The 18299-nt window shown below is 38.1% G+C and carries 15 protein-coding genes; 6 read left to right on the top strand and 9 right to left on the bottom strand.

The features are described from left to right. Window positions 1–539: 539 nt before the first annotated feature. A complete protein-coding gene (locus tag GILLI_RS15785) occupies window positions 540–2699 on the bottom strand; it encodes a TonB-dependent receptor (RefSeq protein ID WP_006990122.1) in 2160 nt (719 codons plus the stop codon). Window positions 2700–2811: 112 nt separating this feature from the next. Next, window positions 2812–3357, bottom strand: a complete 546-nt coding sequence (locus GILLI_RS15790; RefSeq protein WP_006990123.1) for a pyridoxamine 5'-phosphate oxidase family protein — start codon at window positions 3355–3357, stop codon at window positions 2812–2814. 386 nt (window positions 3358–3743) lie between these two features. On the opposite strand from GILLI_RS15790, the gene GILLI_RS15795 reads away from it, so the two are divergent. Further along, complete coding sequence (locus tag GILLI_RS15795) at window positions 3744–4373, top strand: DsbA family protein (RefSeq protein ID WP_006990124.1); 630 nt, start codon at window positions 3744–3746, stop codon at window positions 4371–4373. 4 nt (window positions 4374–4377) lie between these two features. On the opposite strand, the gene GILLI_RS15800 is transcribed toward GILLI_RS15795, so the two are convergent. Continuing rightward, complete coding sequence (locus tag GILLI_RS15800) at window positions 4378–5103, bottom strand: SIMPL domain-containing protein (RefSeq protein ID WP_006990125.1); 726 nt, start codon at window positions 5101–5103, stop codon at window positions 4378–4380. A gap of 82 nt (window positions 5104–5185) precedes the next feature. Between GILLI_RS15800 and guaA the strand changes: the two genes are divergently transcribed. The 4 genes from guaA (at window position 5186) to GILLI_RS15820 (ending at window position 9736) form a co-directional block, all read left to right on the top strand. After that, window positions 5186–6718 carry a glutamine-hydrolyzing GMP synthase gene (gene guaA, locus GILLI_RS15805; protein ID WP_006990126.1) on the top strand — a complete coding sequence of 511 codons (1533 nt, stop codon included), beginning with the start codon at window positions 5186–5188 and terminating at the stop codon, window positions 6716–6718. Between the two features lie 76 nt (window positions 6719–6794). Then, window positions 6795–8774, top strand: a complete 1980-nt coding sequence (locus tag GILLI_RS15810; RefSeq protein WP_006990127.1) for a LysM peptidoglycan-binding domain-containing protein — start codon at window positions 6795–6797, stop codon at window positions 8772–8774. A 6-nt stretch (window positions 8775–8780) separates the two neighbouring features. Further along, the gene (locus tag GILLI_RS15815; RefSeq protein WP_006990128.1) at window positions 8781–9179 is read left to right on the top strand and encodes an OsmC family protein; all 399 of its coding nucleotides are present in this window, start codon (window positions 8781–8783) and stop codon (window positions 9177–9179) included. Beyond that, window positions 9176–9736, top strand: a complete 561-nt coding sequence (locus GILLI_RS15820) for a DUF922 domain-containing protein (RefSeq protein ID WP_006990129.1) — start codon at window positions 9176–9178, stop codon at window positions 9734–9736. Before GILLI_RS15815 ends, GILLI_RS15820 begins: the two co-directional genes overlap by 4 nt. On the opposite strand, the gene GILLI_RS15825 is transcribed toward GILLI_RS15820, so the two are convergent. The 6 genes from GILLI_RS15825 to GILLI_RS15850 all read right to left on the bottom strand — a co-directional run bounded on the left by GILLI_RS15825 (window position 9733) and on the right by GILLI_RS15850 (window position 16527). After that, window positions 9733–10674, bottom strand: a complete 942-nt coding sequence (locus GILLI_RS15825; RefSeq protein WP_006990130.1) for an NAD(P)H-dependent flavin oxidoreductase — start codon at window positions 10672–10674, stop codon at window positions 9733–9735. The genes GILLI_RS15820 and GILLI_RS15825 overlap by 4 nt on opposite strands. A 20-nt stretch (window positions 10675–10694) precedes the next feature. Next, complete coding sequence (gene mnmA / locus GILLI_RS15830) at window positions 10695–11882, bottom strand: tRNA 2-thiouridine(34) synthase MnmA (protein ID WP_040507111.1); 1188 nt, start codon at window positions 11880–11882, stop codon at window positions 10695–10697. 138 nt (window positions 11883–12020) lie between these two features. After that, complete coding sequence (locus GILLI_RS15835) at window positions 12021–12434, bottom strand: lipocalin-like domain-containing protein (protein WP_006990132.1); 414 nt, start codon at window positions 12432–12434, stop codon at window positions 12021–12023. 156 nt (window positions 12435–12590) lie between these two features. Beyond that, complete coding sequence (gene yidC, locus GILLI_RS15840; RefSeq protein WP_006990133.1) at window positions 12591–14450, bottom strand: membrane protein insertase YidC; 1860 nt, start codon at window positions 14448–14450, stop codon at window positions 12591–12593. Between the two features lie 70 nt (window positions 14451–14520). Beyond that, the gene (locus GILLI_RS15845; RefSeq protein WP_006990134.1) at window positions 14521–16164 is read right to left on the bottom strand and encodes a CTP synthase; all 1644 of its coding nucleotides are present in this window, start codon (window positions 16162–16164) and stop codon (window positions 14521–14523) included. A 126-nt stretch (window positions 16165–16290) separates the two neighbouring features. Further along, window positions 16291–16527, bottom strand: a complete 237-nt coding sequence (locus tag GILLI_RS15850) for a DUF3820 family protein (protein WP_006990135.1) — start codon at window positions 16525–16527, stop codon at window positions 16291–16293. Window positions 16528–16638: 111 nt separating this feature from the next. Between GILLI_RS15850 and GILLI_RS15855 the strand changes: the two genes are divergently transcribed. Then, a complete protein-coding gene (locus GILLI_RS15855) occupies window positions 16639–18192 on the top strand; it encodes an NAD(P)/FAD-dependent oxidoreductase (RefSeq protein ID WP_040507113.1) in 1554 nt (517 codons plus the stop codon). The last annotated feature ends 107 nt before the right edge of the window (window positions 18193–18299 follow it).

Below are 18299 nucleotides of genomic sequence, written 5' to 3' on the forward strand. Positions count from 1 at the left end.
GAATGCCTGTAACTGAAAATTTGTTCTTACCGAACTGTTGAAAATGAAGGATGAATTGTTAAATTTTTTAAAAGACCATTTTCTGGCTTAGTGTTCAAATCCATTTAGATGCTGAAGCAAGCCGCCTGATTGGCTAGTTGGCCAGGTTAGCATTGTCTTATTTTAAGATTTTTACCCTTGGTAAAGAATAGCTCAGGAATAAATAGAATCATTGGATATAAATGCACTCTTTTTATGCTGTTCCCATTGACCTCAAATAAATTAAATAGGATCTTTAGCCTTGGCTTTTTCCCGCAGAATTCGCAGAAATTCACAGATTTTATTTTTAGCTATTGACTGATTTTCAAATCTCCTCGGCCTTTATTTCCTTTTTAACTCTTTAGTTCTTTTATTTTCCATAACCCATTAACACACCTTAATTTCCTACGCTGGATAAATTTTTATTTCTGTTCTCAAGATGACCTTAGAACAAGTTACATTGACTTATTTTTTTGCCATTTATCATATCCGCGTCAGATTAAACTATAACAATTCATTTTTTAAAGATTTTTCAACTGATTACTCTTTTTATCAGCGCTTATTGTCCAAAAGAAACCCACGAAGAAAAACCTGTCTGCAGTAGGGGTAATAGCACGCCTGTCAAAATTCCCGGTAGCATCAGGATTGTTTGCATATTCATACCCAAAAACATTCTTACTTCCCAGGATATTTGATACCGAAAAATACAGGATCTTTTGATCGCTGAGTAAATATGCCCAGTTAAAACTGAGATTTTGGAAGTCTTTTGTCTTTCCTCTCATAAATCCGGTTTCATTGGGATTGTTATAGGGCCTTCCTGAACTGTAATTGTGCGCAAAACCTACCTGGGAACGTATCTTTTCAATCCAGTATTTGGTAACTAACGACAGACTGTGATTTGCAACAAAATCCGGAGTTACTTTAGCTGGAAAATTCCTATAATCACGTTTGGAATCTATATAGGAATAGGAGACCCAGTATTCTAAATTCTTAATAGAACTTCCATCTCTCCAGAACAAGTCAAGTCCAGAGGCATAGCCCTCCCCGGTGTTATTGAAATTGGAATTGAAGGCTGGTTCTTCGGAAGAAAATTTGATAAGATCTGAATATTCTTTATGATAAATTTCTGCTCTGAAAAGCTTTCGTTTTAAATTATATTGATAGTTTAATATATAATGAGTGGCACCTTCCGAAGAAAGATCTTCTGAAAATTTAAGATAATCACTTCCGGGTGTTTGATAGAAATTTCCGAAAGCTGCAGCAAATTGCGAATTTTCACCTGTTTTATAAGCTAAGGAGATCCTTGGTGAAAGATTGACCTCTTCCAGCAATTCATTATATGTAGCCCTAATTCCCGTCTTTGCAGCAAATTTCTTAGAAAAGAGGATGTCAGCTTCTATAAATGCTGCAGCAAGATTTGATTTAAAACCACTATTAAAATTTGTAGCGCTGTTATTGAAATAATCTTCTCTAAAATCAGTAAAAAAATATTCAGTCCCGGCGAGAATTCTAATGCCATTAGAAATCCTTTTGCTTATATTTCCTTTTAAATGCAATGCATGTTCTGAGGTTCTTAATTCACCTGCATCTATCCCAATAGAATTATTGCTATATCCATAACTCGCACCGGAAAACAACTGCCATTTGTTTCCGAAGCTACTATTAAGAGAAGTATTGAAGTAGAAATTATTGTTTTTGAGATCGATCCTTCTTTTTTCCCTGTAATTTATCCTTTCCTGGTTTACTTCAAAGTTTGAAGAATCAAACGCAGCATATAATTTCCAGATCCCTGAATTCACCTGCTGCTTATAAATAGCTTCTCCTGAAAGAGATTCCGGAGCTTTATTCCAGTCCAGATTTTGAGGAATAATAACCTGATAAAGTGCTAAATTGATATAGGATGTATTGAGGCTAAGGGAACTTTTTTCCCAAACTTCGGTATGTCCCAAACCTAAACCAACTGTCATTACTGAAATTTCAGTTTTCTCCTCGTAAGCCTTATCGTTTGTGTTCAAAAGCAAAATTGAAGAAAGTGCTTCCCCATATTCTGCACTGTAACCCCCGGTTGAAAATGAAATTCCGCTAAATAAAAAAGGAGAAAATCTTCCTCTTGCCGGTAAATTCTGAATGGAGGCACCATAAGGCTGGGCTACACGTATACCATCCACAAAAGTTTGAGTTTCCCCTGCTTCACCACCACGTACAAAGAGCCGGCCGCTTTCACCTACAATTTGCGTTCCCGGCAGACTTTGCAAAGCTGCTACAATATCACCTGCACTTCCTGCAGTTGTTACAATATCAAGTGGTTTTAAAACGGAAACCCTTGCCTTATCTCCTGCCTGAAAACTCCCTGCATTTAAAATGACGGCATCCAAAGAATTAAGATCGTCCTTCAATTTAATTATTAGATTTGAAAACTCTGATACTGGCCCCTCTTTCCTGAACATTTGAAATGAAACGAATGAAACCACCAGCGTCTGAAGCCCGGTTGAATTGGTAAAGAATGAAAAACTTCCGTCTTCACTGCTGGTGGTTCCATCGTAGGTTCCCTCAATAAAAATATTGGCACCAAAAACAGGATTACCCTTAGAATCTTTAGCTTTTCCAAAAACTTCTGTTTGTGCGAGACCGCTGAATATCGATAAAGTTGATAAAAATAAAAAGGTAATAGTTGCTTTCATTGTTCATTTGTTTGTGAGACAAATGTGCAATGCAATGAAGATATTTAATAAAATATGAAACTGAGTTGTAGAATAAAGAGGATGAGCTGTAGGAAGGAAGGTGAAATAAAAATTATGGAACCAAAAATGTTTTATTCCATTCCTGATCCTGCAGTTTAAAAATAGCTCTTATCCCGCTTGGCTCTTCTCTTAATTTTAAATATTCAATGGTATCCGGTATCAATTCAAGAACTGCAAAATTAAGATCTTTGGTGCGGGTTACTGCAATGGGGTTTTTAATGGGTTTTCCCGGAGCGTATTGGGTATTGTAATCATTTATAGACCGTCCTTCAATATTCATAAAATGATCATTCCATAAAGAATCTTCAGAATGGATCTTAATTTTACCACTTATAAAAATTTGCAACTGAATTGAAGGGTTATAAAACAAAACGCTGCCGTCCGGATTTTTATTTATTTGTTCAATTTTGGTCGATCTTAAATCGGTGTAAAATAATAATGTTTTCTTTTTGGTAAGTTCCCGGAAAATAATTGTTCGTTGTCGGATGCCACGGGAGATTTCAGCAGTTGCTAAACTGCAAGTCCTGAAGGGGTGACCATATTTTTTCGTTCCGTCCTCAAGTTCTCTCCAGGTTTCATTAAAAAGATCGATTAGCATTTACTTATTTTTTTAGAATTTAATCAGGGTTAAATTTTGGTTACGCGCAATGCATTTTATAATTCTTTTCCCTTTAACATAATTCGAAGTTCGTTTAAAAATAGTTGACCTTTGTAAACTTACCCCTATAATAGCGACTCTTAGATTTGATTCATTAAAACCGAAATTTTTCAGTGGTTATTGGATTTTGAAATAAAAAAATAATTACAGCTGAAACATTTATTAGAAAATTTTCTCAGACAGGGGAATGATTAAATGGATATTACAGATTTCGGCTAAAACAATAAAAATCTACATATGAAATGAGCATAATGCGAATACGATACAAACACCGATGAAGATATGCGAATTACATATGCCCAATAAAAAACCATAAATAATTACATATGAAAGATACGATATTTTATTTTTATGATGCCCTATGCAGCTGGTGTTATGGGTTTTCACCCGTGTTAAAAAAACTTATTGAAAAGTACGGCGATGAATTAGATTTTGAAGTAATATCCGGCGGAATGCAGACCGGAGATAGAAAACAACCGGTAAGCGATATTCGTGATTACTTAAAAGGTGCTTATTTAAATGTAACGGAAAGAACAGGCGTACAATTTGGAACAGATTTTATGGAGGTGTTGGAGGATGGAAACCGACTGTTAAATTCTGTACCGGCTGCGGTGGCACTTTCTGTGGTTAAAGAATTAAAACCTAAGGAAGCGCTTAATTTTGCGTCCTCAATTCAAAGGGCTATCTATTATGATGGTATAGATTGGAATAAGGCAGAAGCATTTATTCCGTATGTTGAAAAGGCAGGAATTGAAGCTGATTTGTTTTTAGAAAAATTTCAAGAAGATACCTTTCTTCAGAAAGCAAAAGCGGATTTCAACCTTGCTGCCAATTTTGGTATCACAGGGTTTCCTGCGGTTGTTTTAAAAAGAAAAGGAAAGTATTATTTAATGGCTCAGGGTTTTTTGCCATTTGACCAATTGGAGGAAACGCTGGAAAAAGCAAAAAGGAACTAAGCGTTTAATCGATCTTATAATCCAGGCGCATGGTTATAGAGGCTGTTTTCTTCTTATCCTGAGTATTAAAAGAACCACTCCAGCTGTAATCTTCTCCGCTGTTTTGGCCGGTGATCTGGAAAACGCCCATTCCGGCGTTGTTCAATTCCCCAAGAGAACCACCGCTGTTTTCTGCTATTTTTTCTGCCCGCATACGAGCGTCTTCCGTTGCTTTAGAGATCATTTCGATCTTGAGATCGGCTAGTTTTGTATAATAATAACGCGGCGGGGTAGAATTGAACTGTACTCCACGATTTAGCAATTCTGTGATCTCCCTGGAAACATTTTCAATAAGTTCTACATCTGTAGATTCTATTTTAACCGATTGCCTTAATTCGTAGCCTTTAAAAACGCTGCCTACATAATTTCCGTCCTGATATTGATTTTCTTGTTGTTCATCGGTTTGCACCGAGTTAAAGATGAAATTATCGGCTTTTATTCCATTGTCTATCAGGTACTCTCGAACCGTTTCTTTATCAGAATTCAACTCTTCGTAAGCTTGTTTCAAATTTGGGCTCATCCTGCTGAATTGGCCTTCCCAAACGATAAGATCTGAGGTGAAATTCTCACTTCCCGAACCGGTTACTGAAATCACACCCTGGGGCTGAGCCCTTTTAATATAGGCATTCCCAAGGAAATAGGCTGCCACCACAATGGCAATGGCAAAAATGATAGCGCTTAAATATTTCATCGCAGAAGATTAAATTTATTTTTAAAGATATAAAAATATAAAAGCAGTAGTTCATTATAATTTCAAATTCTTATTTTTGCGGATGCAAGAAAACGTACTAATTTTAGACTTCGGTTCGCAGTATACGCAATTGATTGCAAGACGTGTTAGAGAGCTTAACATTTACTGCGAAATACATCCATACAATAAACCACCTCAGGATCTTTCAGGGTTTAAAGCGGTCATCCTTTCGGGGAGTCCTTTTTCGGTAAGGGCAGAAAATGCCCCGCATCCGGATCTTTCTGAAATACGCGGAAAACTTCCCCTGTTAGCAGTATGTTACGGAGCGCAATACCTGGCGCAATTTCACGGTGGAAAAGTAGAACCTTCAGAAACCCGGGAATATGGAAGAGCCAATCTTTCGATAATAAAAGATGCAGAAGATCTTTTCGAAAATATAGTCGAAAATTCTCAGGTTTGGATGAGCCATAGCGATACGATTAAAGAATTGCCTGAAAACGGTATAAGGCTTGCCAGTACTAATGATGTGATTAATGCCGCATACAGGATTGAAGGGGAACAAACTTTTGGGATACAGTTCCATCCGGAAGTGTATCATACCACAGATGGGAAGCAACTGCTGGAAAACTTCCTTGTAAACATTGCCAAAGTACCTCAAACCTGGACTCCCGAAGCCTTTGTAGGAATGACGGTTTCAGAATTAAAAGAGCACATAGGAGAGGATAAGGTTGTTCTGGGATTAAGCGGGGGAGTGGATTCTTCGGTGGCAGCAGTGTTACTTCACAAAGCAATAGGATCCAATCTCTACTGTATTTTTGTGAACAACGGATTGCTTAGAAAAGACGAATTTGAAAGTGTATTACACCAATACAAGGATATGGGGCTAAACGTAAAAGGAGTAGATGCTTCGGCACGTTTCTTGGATGCCCTGGCCGGAGTGAGTGATCCCGAGGAAAAGCGTAAAGCTATTGGGAATGCCTTTATTGAGGTTTTTGATGCAGAGGCACATCGAATTGAAGATGTAAAATTTTTAGCTCAGGGAACTATTTACCCGGATGTTATAGAATCCATTTCTGTATCTGGCGGCCCTTCAGCAACAATAAAATCACATCACAACGTTGGAGGATTACCAGATTTCATGAAATTGAAAGTAGTAGAGCCTTTGAAGATGCTTTTTAAAGACGAGGTGAGAAGGGTAGGAGCAGAATTGGAAATTTCCAATGAAATATTGGGAAGACATCCTTTTCCGGGACCTGGACTTGCTATAAGGATACTTGGGGATGTAACCGGAGAAAAAGTGCGTATTTTACAAGAAGTTGATGCTATTTTCATCAATGGATTAAAAGAATGGATGCTGTATGATAAGGTATGGCAGGCAGGCGCGATCTTACTTCCTGTGAGCTCTGTAGGGGTGATGGGAGATGAAAGGACTTATGAAAAAGTAGTGGCACTAAGAGCGGTAGAATCCACGGACGGAATGACGGCAGATTGGGTTAATTTACCTTATGATTTCCTTCAAAAAATGTCTAATACCATAATAAATCGGGTAAAAGGCGTTAATAGAGTAGTGTATGATATTAGTTCAAAACCACCTGCAACTATTGAATGGGAGTAGTTAATTCAGGATTAAAAATTATATTTAATCCCTGGAGTATCAAGACATCTCTATAAAAACCTATAAAATCAACGAAATGAAGTATGTTACCATTATATGTTTGTTTTTTCAAGTTCTTTCATTAACGGCCTTTGGCCAGGCATATAAGTATCATACGGTAGCGCCCGAGGAAAATGTTTACAGGATCGCCCAGAAATACGGAATTAGCGAAGAAGCTATTTATACACTCAATCCGGATGCCCGTAATGGTGTGAATGTGGGTTCTAAACTTGTTATTCCTATACAGGATAAAACCACTTCGACTTCACAAACTACAATATCACTGCCCCAGGCAGTATCATTCATAGATCATAAAGTCCAAAAGCAGGAAAATCTTTACAGGTTATCCAAACAATATAATATATCTGAAGAAGATATAAAAAGATATAATAAGCAGCTCTATTCGAAGGAACTGCAATTAGGGGAAACAATTAAGATCCCTGTTTTTGCTATTAAGGAAGCGGCTCCATTACGTCCGGTTGCTGCAAATCAACCCGAGCCTGCAAGAACAACTTCTCCTGCACGACAAGAATCTAGTACCCGCGAACATATTATTCTTCCCAAGGAAACAAAATACGGGATTGCCCGTAAGTATGGGATGACGGTTAAGGAACTTGAAAGCCTTAACCCTACGGTTGAAGTGCTTCAACCCGGAATTATGCTGAAGGTTGGTACCAATGTTTTAAATGAACCGGTAATACTAACAGATAATGATTTTCAGTTCTACGAAGTGCAGCCGCAGGAAACAATGTTTGGTTTAACAAGAAGATTTCAAATAGACCAGGACTCACTAATGGCTCTTAATCCTGCTTTAAAAGATGGACTAAAATACGGGATGGTTTTAAAAGTGCCAACTAAAGATTCAAGTGGGAGGGAACTGGAGGATGTTGAAATGTTAGTTGCAGAAACTTCCGAGGTTAAGAGCATGGATCTTTCAGAAAACCTTAAAGATTTCAGTACAAAAAATCTGGTTTTGATGCTTCCTTATAACCTCAGTAAAATTAGAAATGATTCGGTTTCCAATTCTGTAAAAGTATTGCAGGATGATAGGGTAATGCGGATTTCACTGGATTTTCATAACGGGGTTATCATGGCCATAGAACGGGCAAAGGAACTGGGGATTTCTACCAACATAAAAGTTTTTGACACCCAGCAACAAGCTTCAAGAGTAATTTCCATTATACAGTCAAATAATTTTGACAATGTAGATGCGGTAATAGGGCCTTTATTACAAGCAACTTCAGAGGAGGCTGCCTCCAGATTGCTTCGTGAAAAAATACCTGTTATCTCTCCAATTAGCAACAGGGAACTTAAAGCAATACCTAATCTTTATCAGGCAAGACCTTCAGATGAAATGCTAAGGGACGCGATGATTGAATATTTACGTAAAAATGCACAGGGTAAAAATGTGGTTATCGTAGCCGATGCTGCATCTACAGGTACAAAAACCAGACTGATGAACGCTTTGCCTAATGCACGAACCGTAAATCCGGGAGCAAACAATGTAGCAGAATCAACTTTAGCTGCGGCGCTTGTAAAAGGACGTGAGAACTGGGTGATCCTTGAGTCTGAAAGTATGGGATTGCTAAGCAGCGCAACTTCAGCACTAAACAGACTTGCAAGGAATAACAACATCACTCTGTTTACAACCAATAAAAATAACTCTTTTGAAAATGATGTGGTTTCAAACGACCATCTTGGAAGGTTGAAATTTCATTTTCCCTCAGAATATAAGGAGTTTGATGAAACTGTAAAAGATGATTTTATAGAAGCCTATAAAGCTAAGTATGAAGTAATTCCAAATAAATATACAGTTAGAGGGTATGATCTTACCCTGGATATTTTATTGCGACTTGCTTCAATGGGCTCTCTTGAAAAATCTGTAGAAGCAAATGTTCTTACAGAGTATGTAGAAAATAAATTTTTATATCGTCCCAATCCTAACGGAGGCTTTTACAACGATGCTGTTTATATCATGCATTATAATGATGATCTCACTTTAAGTGTAGCTAAATAATATCGAATGACTTCAAAAGTAGTATATAAAGGAGATTTAAGGACAGAATGTGAGCATCTTCAAAGCAAAAGTATATTTATTACAGATGCGCCTTTGGACAACCAGGGAAAAGGAGAGGCATTTTCGCCCACAGATACTGTTGCTACAGCACTTGCATCTTGCATGCTTACCATAATGGGGATTAAGGCAAGGGACCAAGCACTGGATATTACGGGTACCTATGCTGAGGTCACAAAATTTATGGAAGTAAATCCCCGAAGAATTTCAGGGATTAAGGTCGCATTTACTGTCAAGGGAATCTTAACAGATAAGGAAAAAATAATTCTTGAGAATGCAGCAAAGACCTGCCCTGTAATATATAGCATCCATCCGGATATCATGAAGGACATATCTTTTAACTATTGAACCTGTTTAAATTCCTTTTTCTGATTTTATTTTTTGGTTTTTGTGGAAATGCAAAACCTCAACAGGTCGAGGAGAAAATAGAGTGGAAAGAAGGAGTTTCTTTAAATTGGAAAGACTTTAAAGCAAAACCACCCCAAAATTCCAGATTCAAAGCCAATACAAATGCAGGGATTACTTATTCCTATGGTTTGAAAAATGAGAATGGAATTGAAAGCCTAAACTATGAAGTAAACAGCTATTTCTATCCGCATTTATCCTGGGTTGTACAGGAATCAAAAAATGATCATCTATTAAAACATGAGCAAACTCATTTTGATATTACCGAGTTACATGCCCGAAAACTTCGGAAAGGATTATCTGAAATTGATTTAAATGAAGTTCCTCAAAATGTGCGGAAGATCCTGGATGATTTATACAAGACTATCGAAAAGGAACGGTCTCTTATGCAAAATGAATATGACCGGGAAACAAATCATAGTTTGAATAAGGAAGCTGAAGTCAAATGGCTAAAATTGGTTCAGGAAGAACTTCTCAAACTTAGGAATTACAGAAATTAATAGTTTAAAACTTCTGTTTTTGCTTTCTCAAATTCTGTCATCATTTCTCTAACAATTTCAGCAGCGGGTTTTATATCATGAATTAAACCTGCTATTTGGCCAATTTCAAGCTCTCCTTCTTCCAAATCCCCCTCAAACATGCCTCTTTTAGCACGTGCCCTTCCCAGCAATTCAATCAATGCCTCTTTGCTTGGGGCAGAACGGTATAGATCCTGAATATCCTCAAAAAACTTGTTTTTTAAAAGGCGGACGGGCGCAAGTTCTTTCAAAGTCAATTGTGTATCACCTTCTCCGGCTTCTACAACTTTATGCTTAAAATTGACATGAGAAGAAGCTTCATCACTGGTTACAAAACGTGAACCAACCTGAACGGCATCAGCTCCAAGAACCATAGCAGCCAGCATTCCGCGACCTGTAGCAATTCCTCCGGCGGCAATTAGCGGAATTTCGAGGTGTTCTTTAACCATAGGGATCAATGTAAAGGTGGTGGTTTCATCCCTTCCATTATGGCCTCCTGCTTCAAAACCTTCAGCAACAACAGCATCTACACCTGCTTCCTGAGATTTAAGTGCAAATTTCACACTGCTCACTACATGAACTACCTTTATTCCGTGGGATTGTAAATGCTTAGTCCAAACCTTTGGATTTCCTGCGGAAGTAAATACGATCTCAACCCCTTCTTCAATAATAATTTCAATTATTTTATCTACATCCGGATACAGCATTGGAACATTTACAGCAAAAGGTTTTTTTGTAGCCTTCTTACACTTTTGAATGTGTTCCCGAAGGATCTCGGGGTACATAGAACCCGCACCAATAATCCCCAATCCTCCAGCGTTGCTTACTGCACTTGCCAGGCGCCATCCACTAGCCCAAATCATTCCTGCCTGTATGAGAGGATATTTGATATTGAAAAGCGTAGTAATTCTATTCGGCATAATATAAGTACAGTTTTTATTTAAGAGATTACCCCAGATCCAATTAATTCATCCTTGAGATACCAGGCTACAAACTGACCTTCAGTGATGGCCGATTGGGCCTCTTTAAACACGATGTATAGCCCGTTTTCGGTTTGATAGAGCATTGCTTCCTGCAAGGTTTGACGGTAACGGATTCGTGCCTCTACGGCCATTTCTTCCCCGGGTTGAATAGCCAGATCCGGACGAACCCAGTGAACTTCCCCCGAATTAACAAATAAAGCTTTGCTATATAAGCCTGGATGTTTATTTCCCTGTCCGGTATAGATAATATTGGAATCAACATCTGTAGCTATTACAAATAAGGGCTCAGGAGTTCCACCAACGGCTAGACCTTTGCGTTGTCCCCTTGTAAAATAATGAGCACCCTGATGTTTCCCCACAACTTTTCCATCGGATAAAGCATATTTATATTTTTTGGAAAGATGTAGTAATTCTTCAGCCTTAGATTTAAATTCAGCAGTTGTTTCTGAATAAATGTTTTTTTCAGAATCGATCTCTACGATTTCTCCTTCCTTTGTTTTTAGTTTCTGCTGAAGAAATTCCGGAAGCCTAACTTTACCAATAAAACAAAGTCCCTGAGAATCTTTTTTATTTGCGGTGATCAAATTTTGCTCGGCAGCAATCCTCCTTACTTCCGGTTTTTGCAATTCCCCAATTGGAAAAAGGGTTTTTGCAAGCTGCTCCTGAGTTAGCTGACACAAAAAGTAAGATTGATCTTTATTATCATCATTCCCCGCAAGCAATTGATACATGGTTTCCCCATCCTTCTCTATCGCTCCTTTCCTGCAATAATGTCCTGTAGCGACATAATCTGCTCCAAGAGACAATGCGATTTTCATAAATACATCAAACTTGATCTCCCGGTTACAAAGCACATCCGGGTTTGGAGTGCGTCCCAATTCATATTCCCGAAACATATAATCGACAATACGCTCCTTATATTGTTCACTTAGGTCTACCGTTTGGAATGGGATTCCCAGTTTTTCAGCAACCATCATCGCATCGTTGCTGTCATCCAGCCAGGGGCATTCATCAGAGATCGTGACAGTATCGTCATGCCAATTCTTCATAAAGAGTCCTATGACCTCAAATCCCTGTTGTTGTAATAAATAAGCGGTTACACTCGAATCGACTCCTCCAGATAAACCAACGACTACTTTCTTCATAATAATTCCTTCCATAATGCCAATCGACCTGCGCTGATTAGCGCTTAAATGGTCGGCAAAGAGTTGGCAAAATTACGAAAATAATAAGGGTGGTAAAAACCACCCTTTAAAACTTATATTTATAAAATCAAATCAATTTTAATTCCTTTCAAATACTATTGTGGTGGTTGGAGAAACTACCGGAGTAAAGATAAATGTGTTTGATGTAAACTCTATTGTTCCTGTGAGGGTGTTAAATCCTTGCAGTTCAGGAATGGGAATGGCTATGGTATAAATACCACTTTGATTGTTCCAGGTGCTATTGGTTGGTGTTCCGGCCACGCAATTTTCCCCAACCTGTGCATGAAATACAGAGGTAGCTGTGCCGTCCTCATTGAAAGTCATAGTTGAATTTTTATTGCATTCACTCAACGTAAAGTCTGAGTTAGGGATATTGTTTACTTCTACAATAAACCAGGTTCCCAAAATAAGATCTTCATCGCTGCTATCATCATCGCTACTGCATGCGGTTAATACAGCGAGGCTCAGGAAAAGAAATATAAGTTTTTTCATAGACAGATAAATTTTAGAATTATAAATATAAAAAAATGATTAATTACTCAAACGAAAATATTAAAATAACATTGCCTGGCTCGATGCAATTTTCGGAACCAGGGAGAAAGTGTAAAAGAAATAGAGTCCGATTTTTTCGGACTCTATGTAGAATTTTTATTTCTTTTTATTCTTTTGTTGTTGTTCTGCCTGTTCCATCATATCCTGCATTTTCTTGGCGAATTTACCCTGCTTTTTAGGCTTCTTTTTATTCTCCTGAATTTTTGCGTGAATTTTTTCTTCATCGATGATCGCATATTTAATCACTAACATTATTCCAATTGTAATAAGGTTGGAAGTGAAATAATAAAGAGATAATCCACTGGCATAGTTATTAAAAAAGAATAACATGAAGATAGGAGATAGATACATGATGAATTTCATGTTAGGCATCCCCGGTTGTTGATTTTGTGACATCGTTTGGCCTGTAGTCATCATCATGTAAACGAAGATTGCAATTGAAGCAAGTATTGGGAACAAACTCACGTGATCTCCATAAAACGGAATGGAAAATGGGAGTTCTGCTATGGTATCATAACTCGAGAGATCATCTGCCCATAAGAATCCTTTGTGACGTAACTGGAAAGCACTTGGGAAAAACTGGAATAAAGCATAGAATACAGGAATTTGCATAAGTGCAGGTAAACAACCGCTTAATGGGCTTGCACCGGCCTTATTTTGCAGCTTCATAGTTTCCTGCTGCTTTTTCATCGGATTGTCCTTGTACTTTTCGTTCAGCTCATTTATTTCCGGCCGAAGCACCTTCATTTTTGCCTGTGCCAAATAGGATTTGTAGGTAACAGGAGAGAGTACAATTCTAACGACAATAGTCAAAACAATAATGGCAAGACCATAATTTGGTAAGAAGGTAGCCAAAAAGGCAAAAAACGGGATAAATATAAATTTGTTTATCCATCCAAAAATCCCCCAACCAAGTGGTACTATTTCATCCAGATTACGATCGTAATCATTTAAGATCTTATAATCAGTGGGACCATAATACCAATTCATATTATAGTTCAATTCCCCACCTTTTAGTTGCAAAGGCAAAGTTGTACTGAACGCTTTTGTGTAAATCGTATCTATATCTTCATCCTGAACCAGGTTTCTGGAGGTAAATTTTCCTCTTGAAAATGGAGTGTCGGTCAATAAAATAGAGGTAAAGAAATGCTGTTTGTAAGCAACGTACGTAACGCTGGTTGCTTCATCTTCCTTTAAGTCCCCTTGTCCCAGATAATCATCTTCTCCATCGTCATATTCAAAGATAAGTTCAGTGTATTGGTTTTCATAGGAAAGGCTTTTCGCATGGCGATAGCCTTTTAAATCCCAATCTAGTTTAATTTCATTGGAAGGGTTAATAACATCGCTTAATCCCTGCGAACGAATGCTAAAATCCATCATATATTCCCCTGGTTTGAGAACGTAACGGTATTCCAGAAATTCAGTTTCAGAAACTTTTAATTTCATAGAAATCACCTGGTTTTCACCACTTTCAGTTACTGTAGGTTCAAAAAACAGGTCATTGGTATTCAGGATTCTTCCATCTGAAGTCGTAAAGGTGAGATTGAAGGAAGCGTTTCCATCCTTTATAAGATAAACGGGAATAGAATCATAGGTTTTAAACTGCGTTAATCTTGCTTCAGATATATAACCACCTTTATTATCGATTTTCAATTCGAGTAAATCGTTTGAAACAGTAGTGGTATTGTTTGTTGCTGAAGGTAGGGTTGCAGAGTAACCAAATGAACCCAATTGCCTTTGGGTTTGAGCCAAAGCAGCAGAGTCTTGTTGGCCTTTTGGTATTTCTTCAACCTGTGCTGCGGGAGTTGTTGGGATGTCTTCTACCTGTTCAGTAGTTTTCTCCTGGCTTGGGTCCTGCTCATTCTCAAAGGAATTATTGTACAACATCCAAATTAAAATCCCTCCTATCAGTAAAAATCCTATAAGGGATTGTACATCAAATTTTTTTTCTTCCATTTTTTATAATAAAATAAACTAATACGAATTCCTTTGTCTAAAAATAATTGATTTTCAATAAATTGGCCAATTATTCTTTTTGCGCCACTTTGACATTGTTTTTTTGCTTAGAATAGGTTTCTGCAGCTTTGATAAAGGAGATGAATAATGGGTGAGGATTTGCAACCGTACTTTTGTACTCCGGATGATATTGCACGCCCATAAACCAGGGATGGTTCTCTAGTTCTATGATCTCCACCAGGCCTGTTTCCGGATTTATCCCGGAACATTTTAAACCTGCCTGTTCTATTTCCTTTTTGTATTTGTTATTGAATTCATAACGATGTCTGTGGCGTTCATGAATAAGGCTACTACCATATATTTGTTGTGCCTTAGAGCCTTCGGTTAATTCACATTTCCACGAACCCAAACGCATTGTTCCTCCCATGTGGGTAATGCTTTTTTGCTCCTCCATAAGATCTATAACAGGATATTTTGCAACCGAATCCATCTCTGTAGAATTCGCCTTGCTAAGGTGCAAAACATTTCTTGCAAATTCAATTACCGCCATCTGCATCCCCAGGCAAATTCCGAAAAAAGGAATGTTATGCTCCCGGGCATATTTCACAGCATCTATCTTTCCTTCTATTCCGCGTTCTCCAAATCCCGGTGCTACCAATATACCGTCCAAATGTGAGATTTTATTTTTGATGGTATTCTCATTGATAAATTCAGAGTGGATACTTTCTATATTTACTTTCACCTCATTTTCTGCACCTGCATGAATAAAAGATTCCAAAATAGATTTATAGGAATCCTGTAATTCCACGTATTTGCCTATCAATCCTATGGTTACCTGATACTTTGGATTTTTATGCCGGTATAAAAATTTATTCCATCTGTCAAGATTTGGAATAGTGTCATTGGGAAGTCCTAATTTTTTTAGTACCACCGTGTCCAATCCTTCTTCCAGCATCAAATTGGGTACATCATAAATCGTGGAAGCATCAATAGATTGTATCACAGCTTCCTGTTTTACATTGCAAAAGATTGCCAGTTTTCGCCTTATGTCATCTGAAAGTTCGTGTTCAGTTCTACACACCAGGATATCGGCTTTAATACCACTTTCCATGAGCGTTTTTACACTGTGCTGGGTGGGTTTCGTCTTTAGTTCTTTAGCTGCTGCGAGGTAAGGCACAAGGGTAAGGTGAATAACAAGAGCATTTTCGTCACCTAATTCCCATTTCATTTGTCGTACCGCTTCAATATATGGTAAAGACTCAATATCACCTACAGTTCCACCTATTTCAGTGATTACCATATCATACTCATGGTTTTTTCCCAATAGTTGGATACGCTCTTTTATCTCATTGGTGATATGTGGTACTACCTGTACGGTTTTTCCCAGAAATTCACCCCTACGCTCTTTTTCTATCACACTTTGATAGATCCTCCCTGTAGTTACATTATTTGCCTGAGAGGTGTTTACGTTTAGAAATCGTTCGTAATGTCCAAGATCAAGATCCGTTTCCGCACCATCCTCGGTGACATAACATTCTCCGTGCTCATAGGGATTTAAAGTTCCTGGATCAATATTGATGTAGGGATCAAGCTTCTGAATAGTGGTTTTAAATCCACGGGCTTGAAGTAATTTTGCCAGGGAAGCAGCGATTATTCCTTTTCCCAGGGATGAAGAAACCCCACCTGTGACAAAAATATACTTGGTTTCGGCCATTTTAAAAAATATTAGGTTGTGTCGTATTATTCAGGGCGCTAAATTACAAAGAAGAATAGAAAAAAACCTTGAATTTCCGGCCTAATATTTCCAATTGAGGAAGTAAGAAATTGTTTGCGAAACAGATTAAATTTTAGGGTATTTAGATCGAATATTCCTAAGGATTTGCTCCATTCCGTTAACTTTTAATTCGGTTACCTGTTTTAACTGGTCGCCCAGTTTTCCTTCCGGGAAACCCTTTTGCCGGAACCAGATAAGGTAATGTTCAGGAATGTCGGATAAATACCGGTCCTTGTATTTCCCAAAATACATTTTTGCGTGCGCAAGTTCTATCAAGGCCTTATAATCCGGTTTTATTTCCATAAGCCAAAGGTAGGCAGCTTTTTTTAATCCTGCCACTAGGTTTAAATGCTAATTGACCTTGTTTGCTTTTTCAATTCTGAAAAGGTTAATTTTGCTGAATATTTTAAACCAATGAAATATCAGTATCAGCTTAGATTAACTCCGGAAGCGGCTTCAAAAACAGCTCTTTTAAAAAGTGCAGTTTCGTTGCATTCCGGTATCCCTGAGAAGAAGATTACCCATATACAGGTTTTAAAACGGTCCATAGATGCACGTCAAAAGGCAGTAATGATCAATTTAAAAGTTGAAGTTTATGTAGATGAGCTCTTTGGCCCCGAAGTTTTCTCATTGCCGGATTATCCGGACGTGAGCAACAGGGAAGAAGTCTTTATAATAGGGGCAGGGCCTGCAGGGCTTTTTGCGGCTTTACGCTGTATAGAGCTGGGAAAAAAACCTATAGTGATAGAGAGAGGAAAAGATGTAAGGAGCAGAAGACGGGATTTAAAAGCCTTGAATATTGAGCATATAGTAAATGAAGATTCTAATTATTGTTTTGGTGAAGGGGGTGCCGGAACCTACAGTGACGGTAAATTATATACCCGTTCTAAAAAGCGGGGAGATGTAAACAGAATTTTGGAACTTTTCGTAGGATTTGGAGCCACCAAAGAGATTCTCATCGATGCCCATCCCCACATTGGAACCAATAAATTACCTGCAATTATTGCAAAAATGAGGGAGATAATCATTCGTCAGGGCGGTGATGTCCTCTTTGAAACACGGGTTACAGATCTTGTGATAAAGGACAATAAGATCTGCGGAATAAAAACGATGAAGGGGGAATCATTTTCAACAAAAAATGTGATTCTGGCAACAGGACATTCTGCAAGGGATATTTTTGAACTTCTGGATCGAAAGGGAATAAAAATTGAAGCAAAACCTTTTGCCCTGGGAGTTAGAGTAGAACATCCACAGCAGCTTATAGATAAAATTCAGTATAAATGTGATGACAGGGGTGAATATTTACCACCCTCTCCCTACAGTATTGTGAAACAGGTAAATGGTAGGGGGATTTACTCTTTTTGTATGTGCCCCGGCGGTGTTATTGCTCCCTGTGCAACAAGTCCGGGAGAAGTGGTAACAAATGGATGGTCTCCCAGTAAGCGCGATCAGCCAACGGCTAATTCAGGAATTGTAGTGGAATTACGTCTTTCAGATTTTTCAAAATACGGGAATTCCCCTTTGTCCGGGATGCAGTTTCAAAAGAGTATAGAACAAACCGCATGGCATTTGGGAGGGGAAACCCAAAGAGTCCCCGCTCAAAGAATGGTAGATTTTATCGAAGGAAAGATCTCTCGGGATCTACCAAAAACATCCTATAAACCCGGTATAACTTCCGCAGCATTAAAAGATGTTTTTCCCGAATTTATTCACGACACATTAAAGAATGGATTTAAAGAATTCGGTAAGACAATGAAGGGGTATTTGACCAATGAAGCTATCATACATGCACCGGAATCCAGAACTTCTTCCCCGGTGAGAATCCCCCGGGATTACAAAACCCTTGAGCATATTGATATTAAAGGGTTGTTCCCTTGTGGTGAAGGTGCCGGCTATGCGGGAGGAATTATTTCTGCTGCCATTGACGGGGAAAAATGTGCTGAAAACTGTATCGCCCTAATGAGTTAAGCACAGAATAAGACACCATTAACCGTTAAAAAACTGATAATTTTAGTGTAATCCATTCTGGATTTTTCACTTTTGCCTATCTTCAAATCCAAATTAAAGAGCGTATT

The organism is Gillisia limnaea DSM 15749, from assembly GCF_000243235.1.
Taxonomy (GTDB): Bacteria; Bacteroidota; Bacteroidia; order Flavobacteriales; family Flavobacteriaceae; genus Gillisia; species Gillisia limnaea.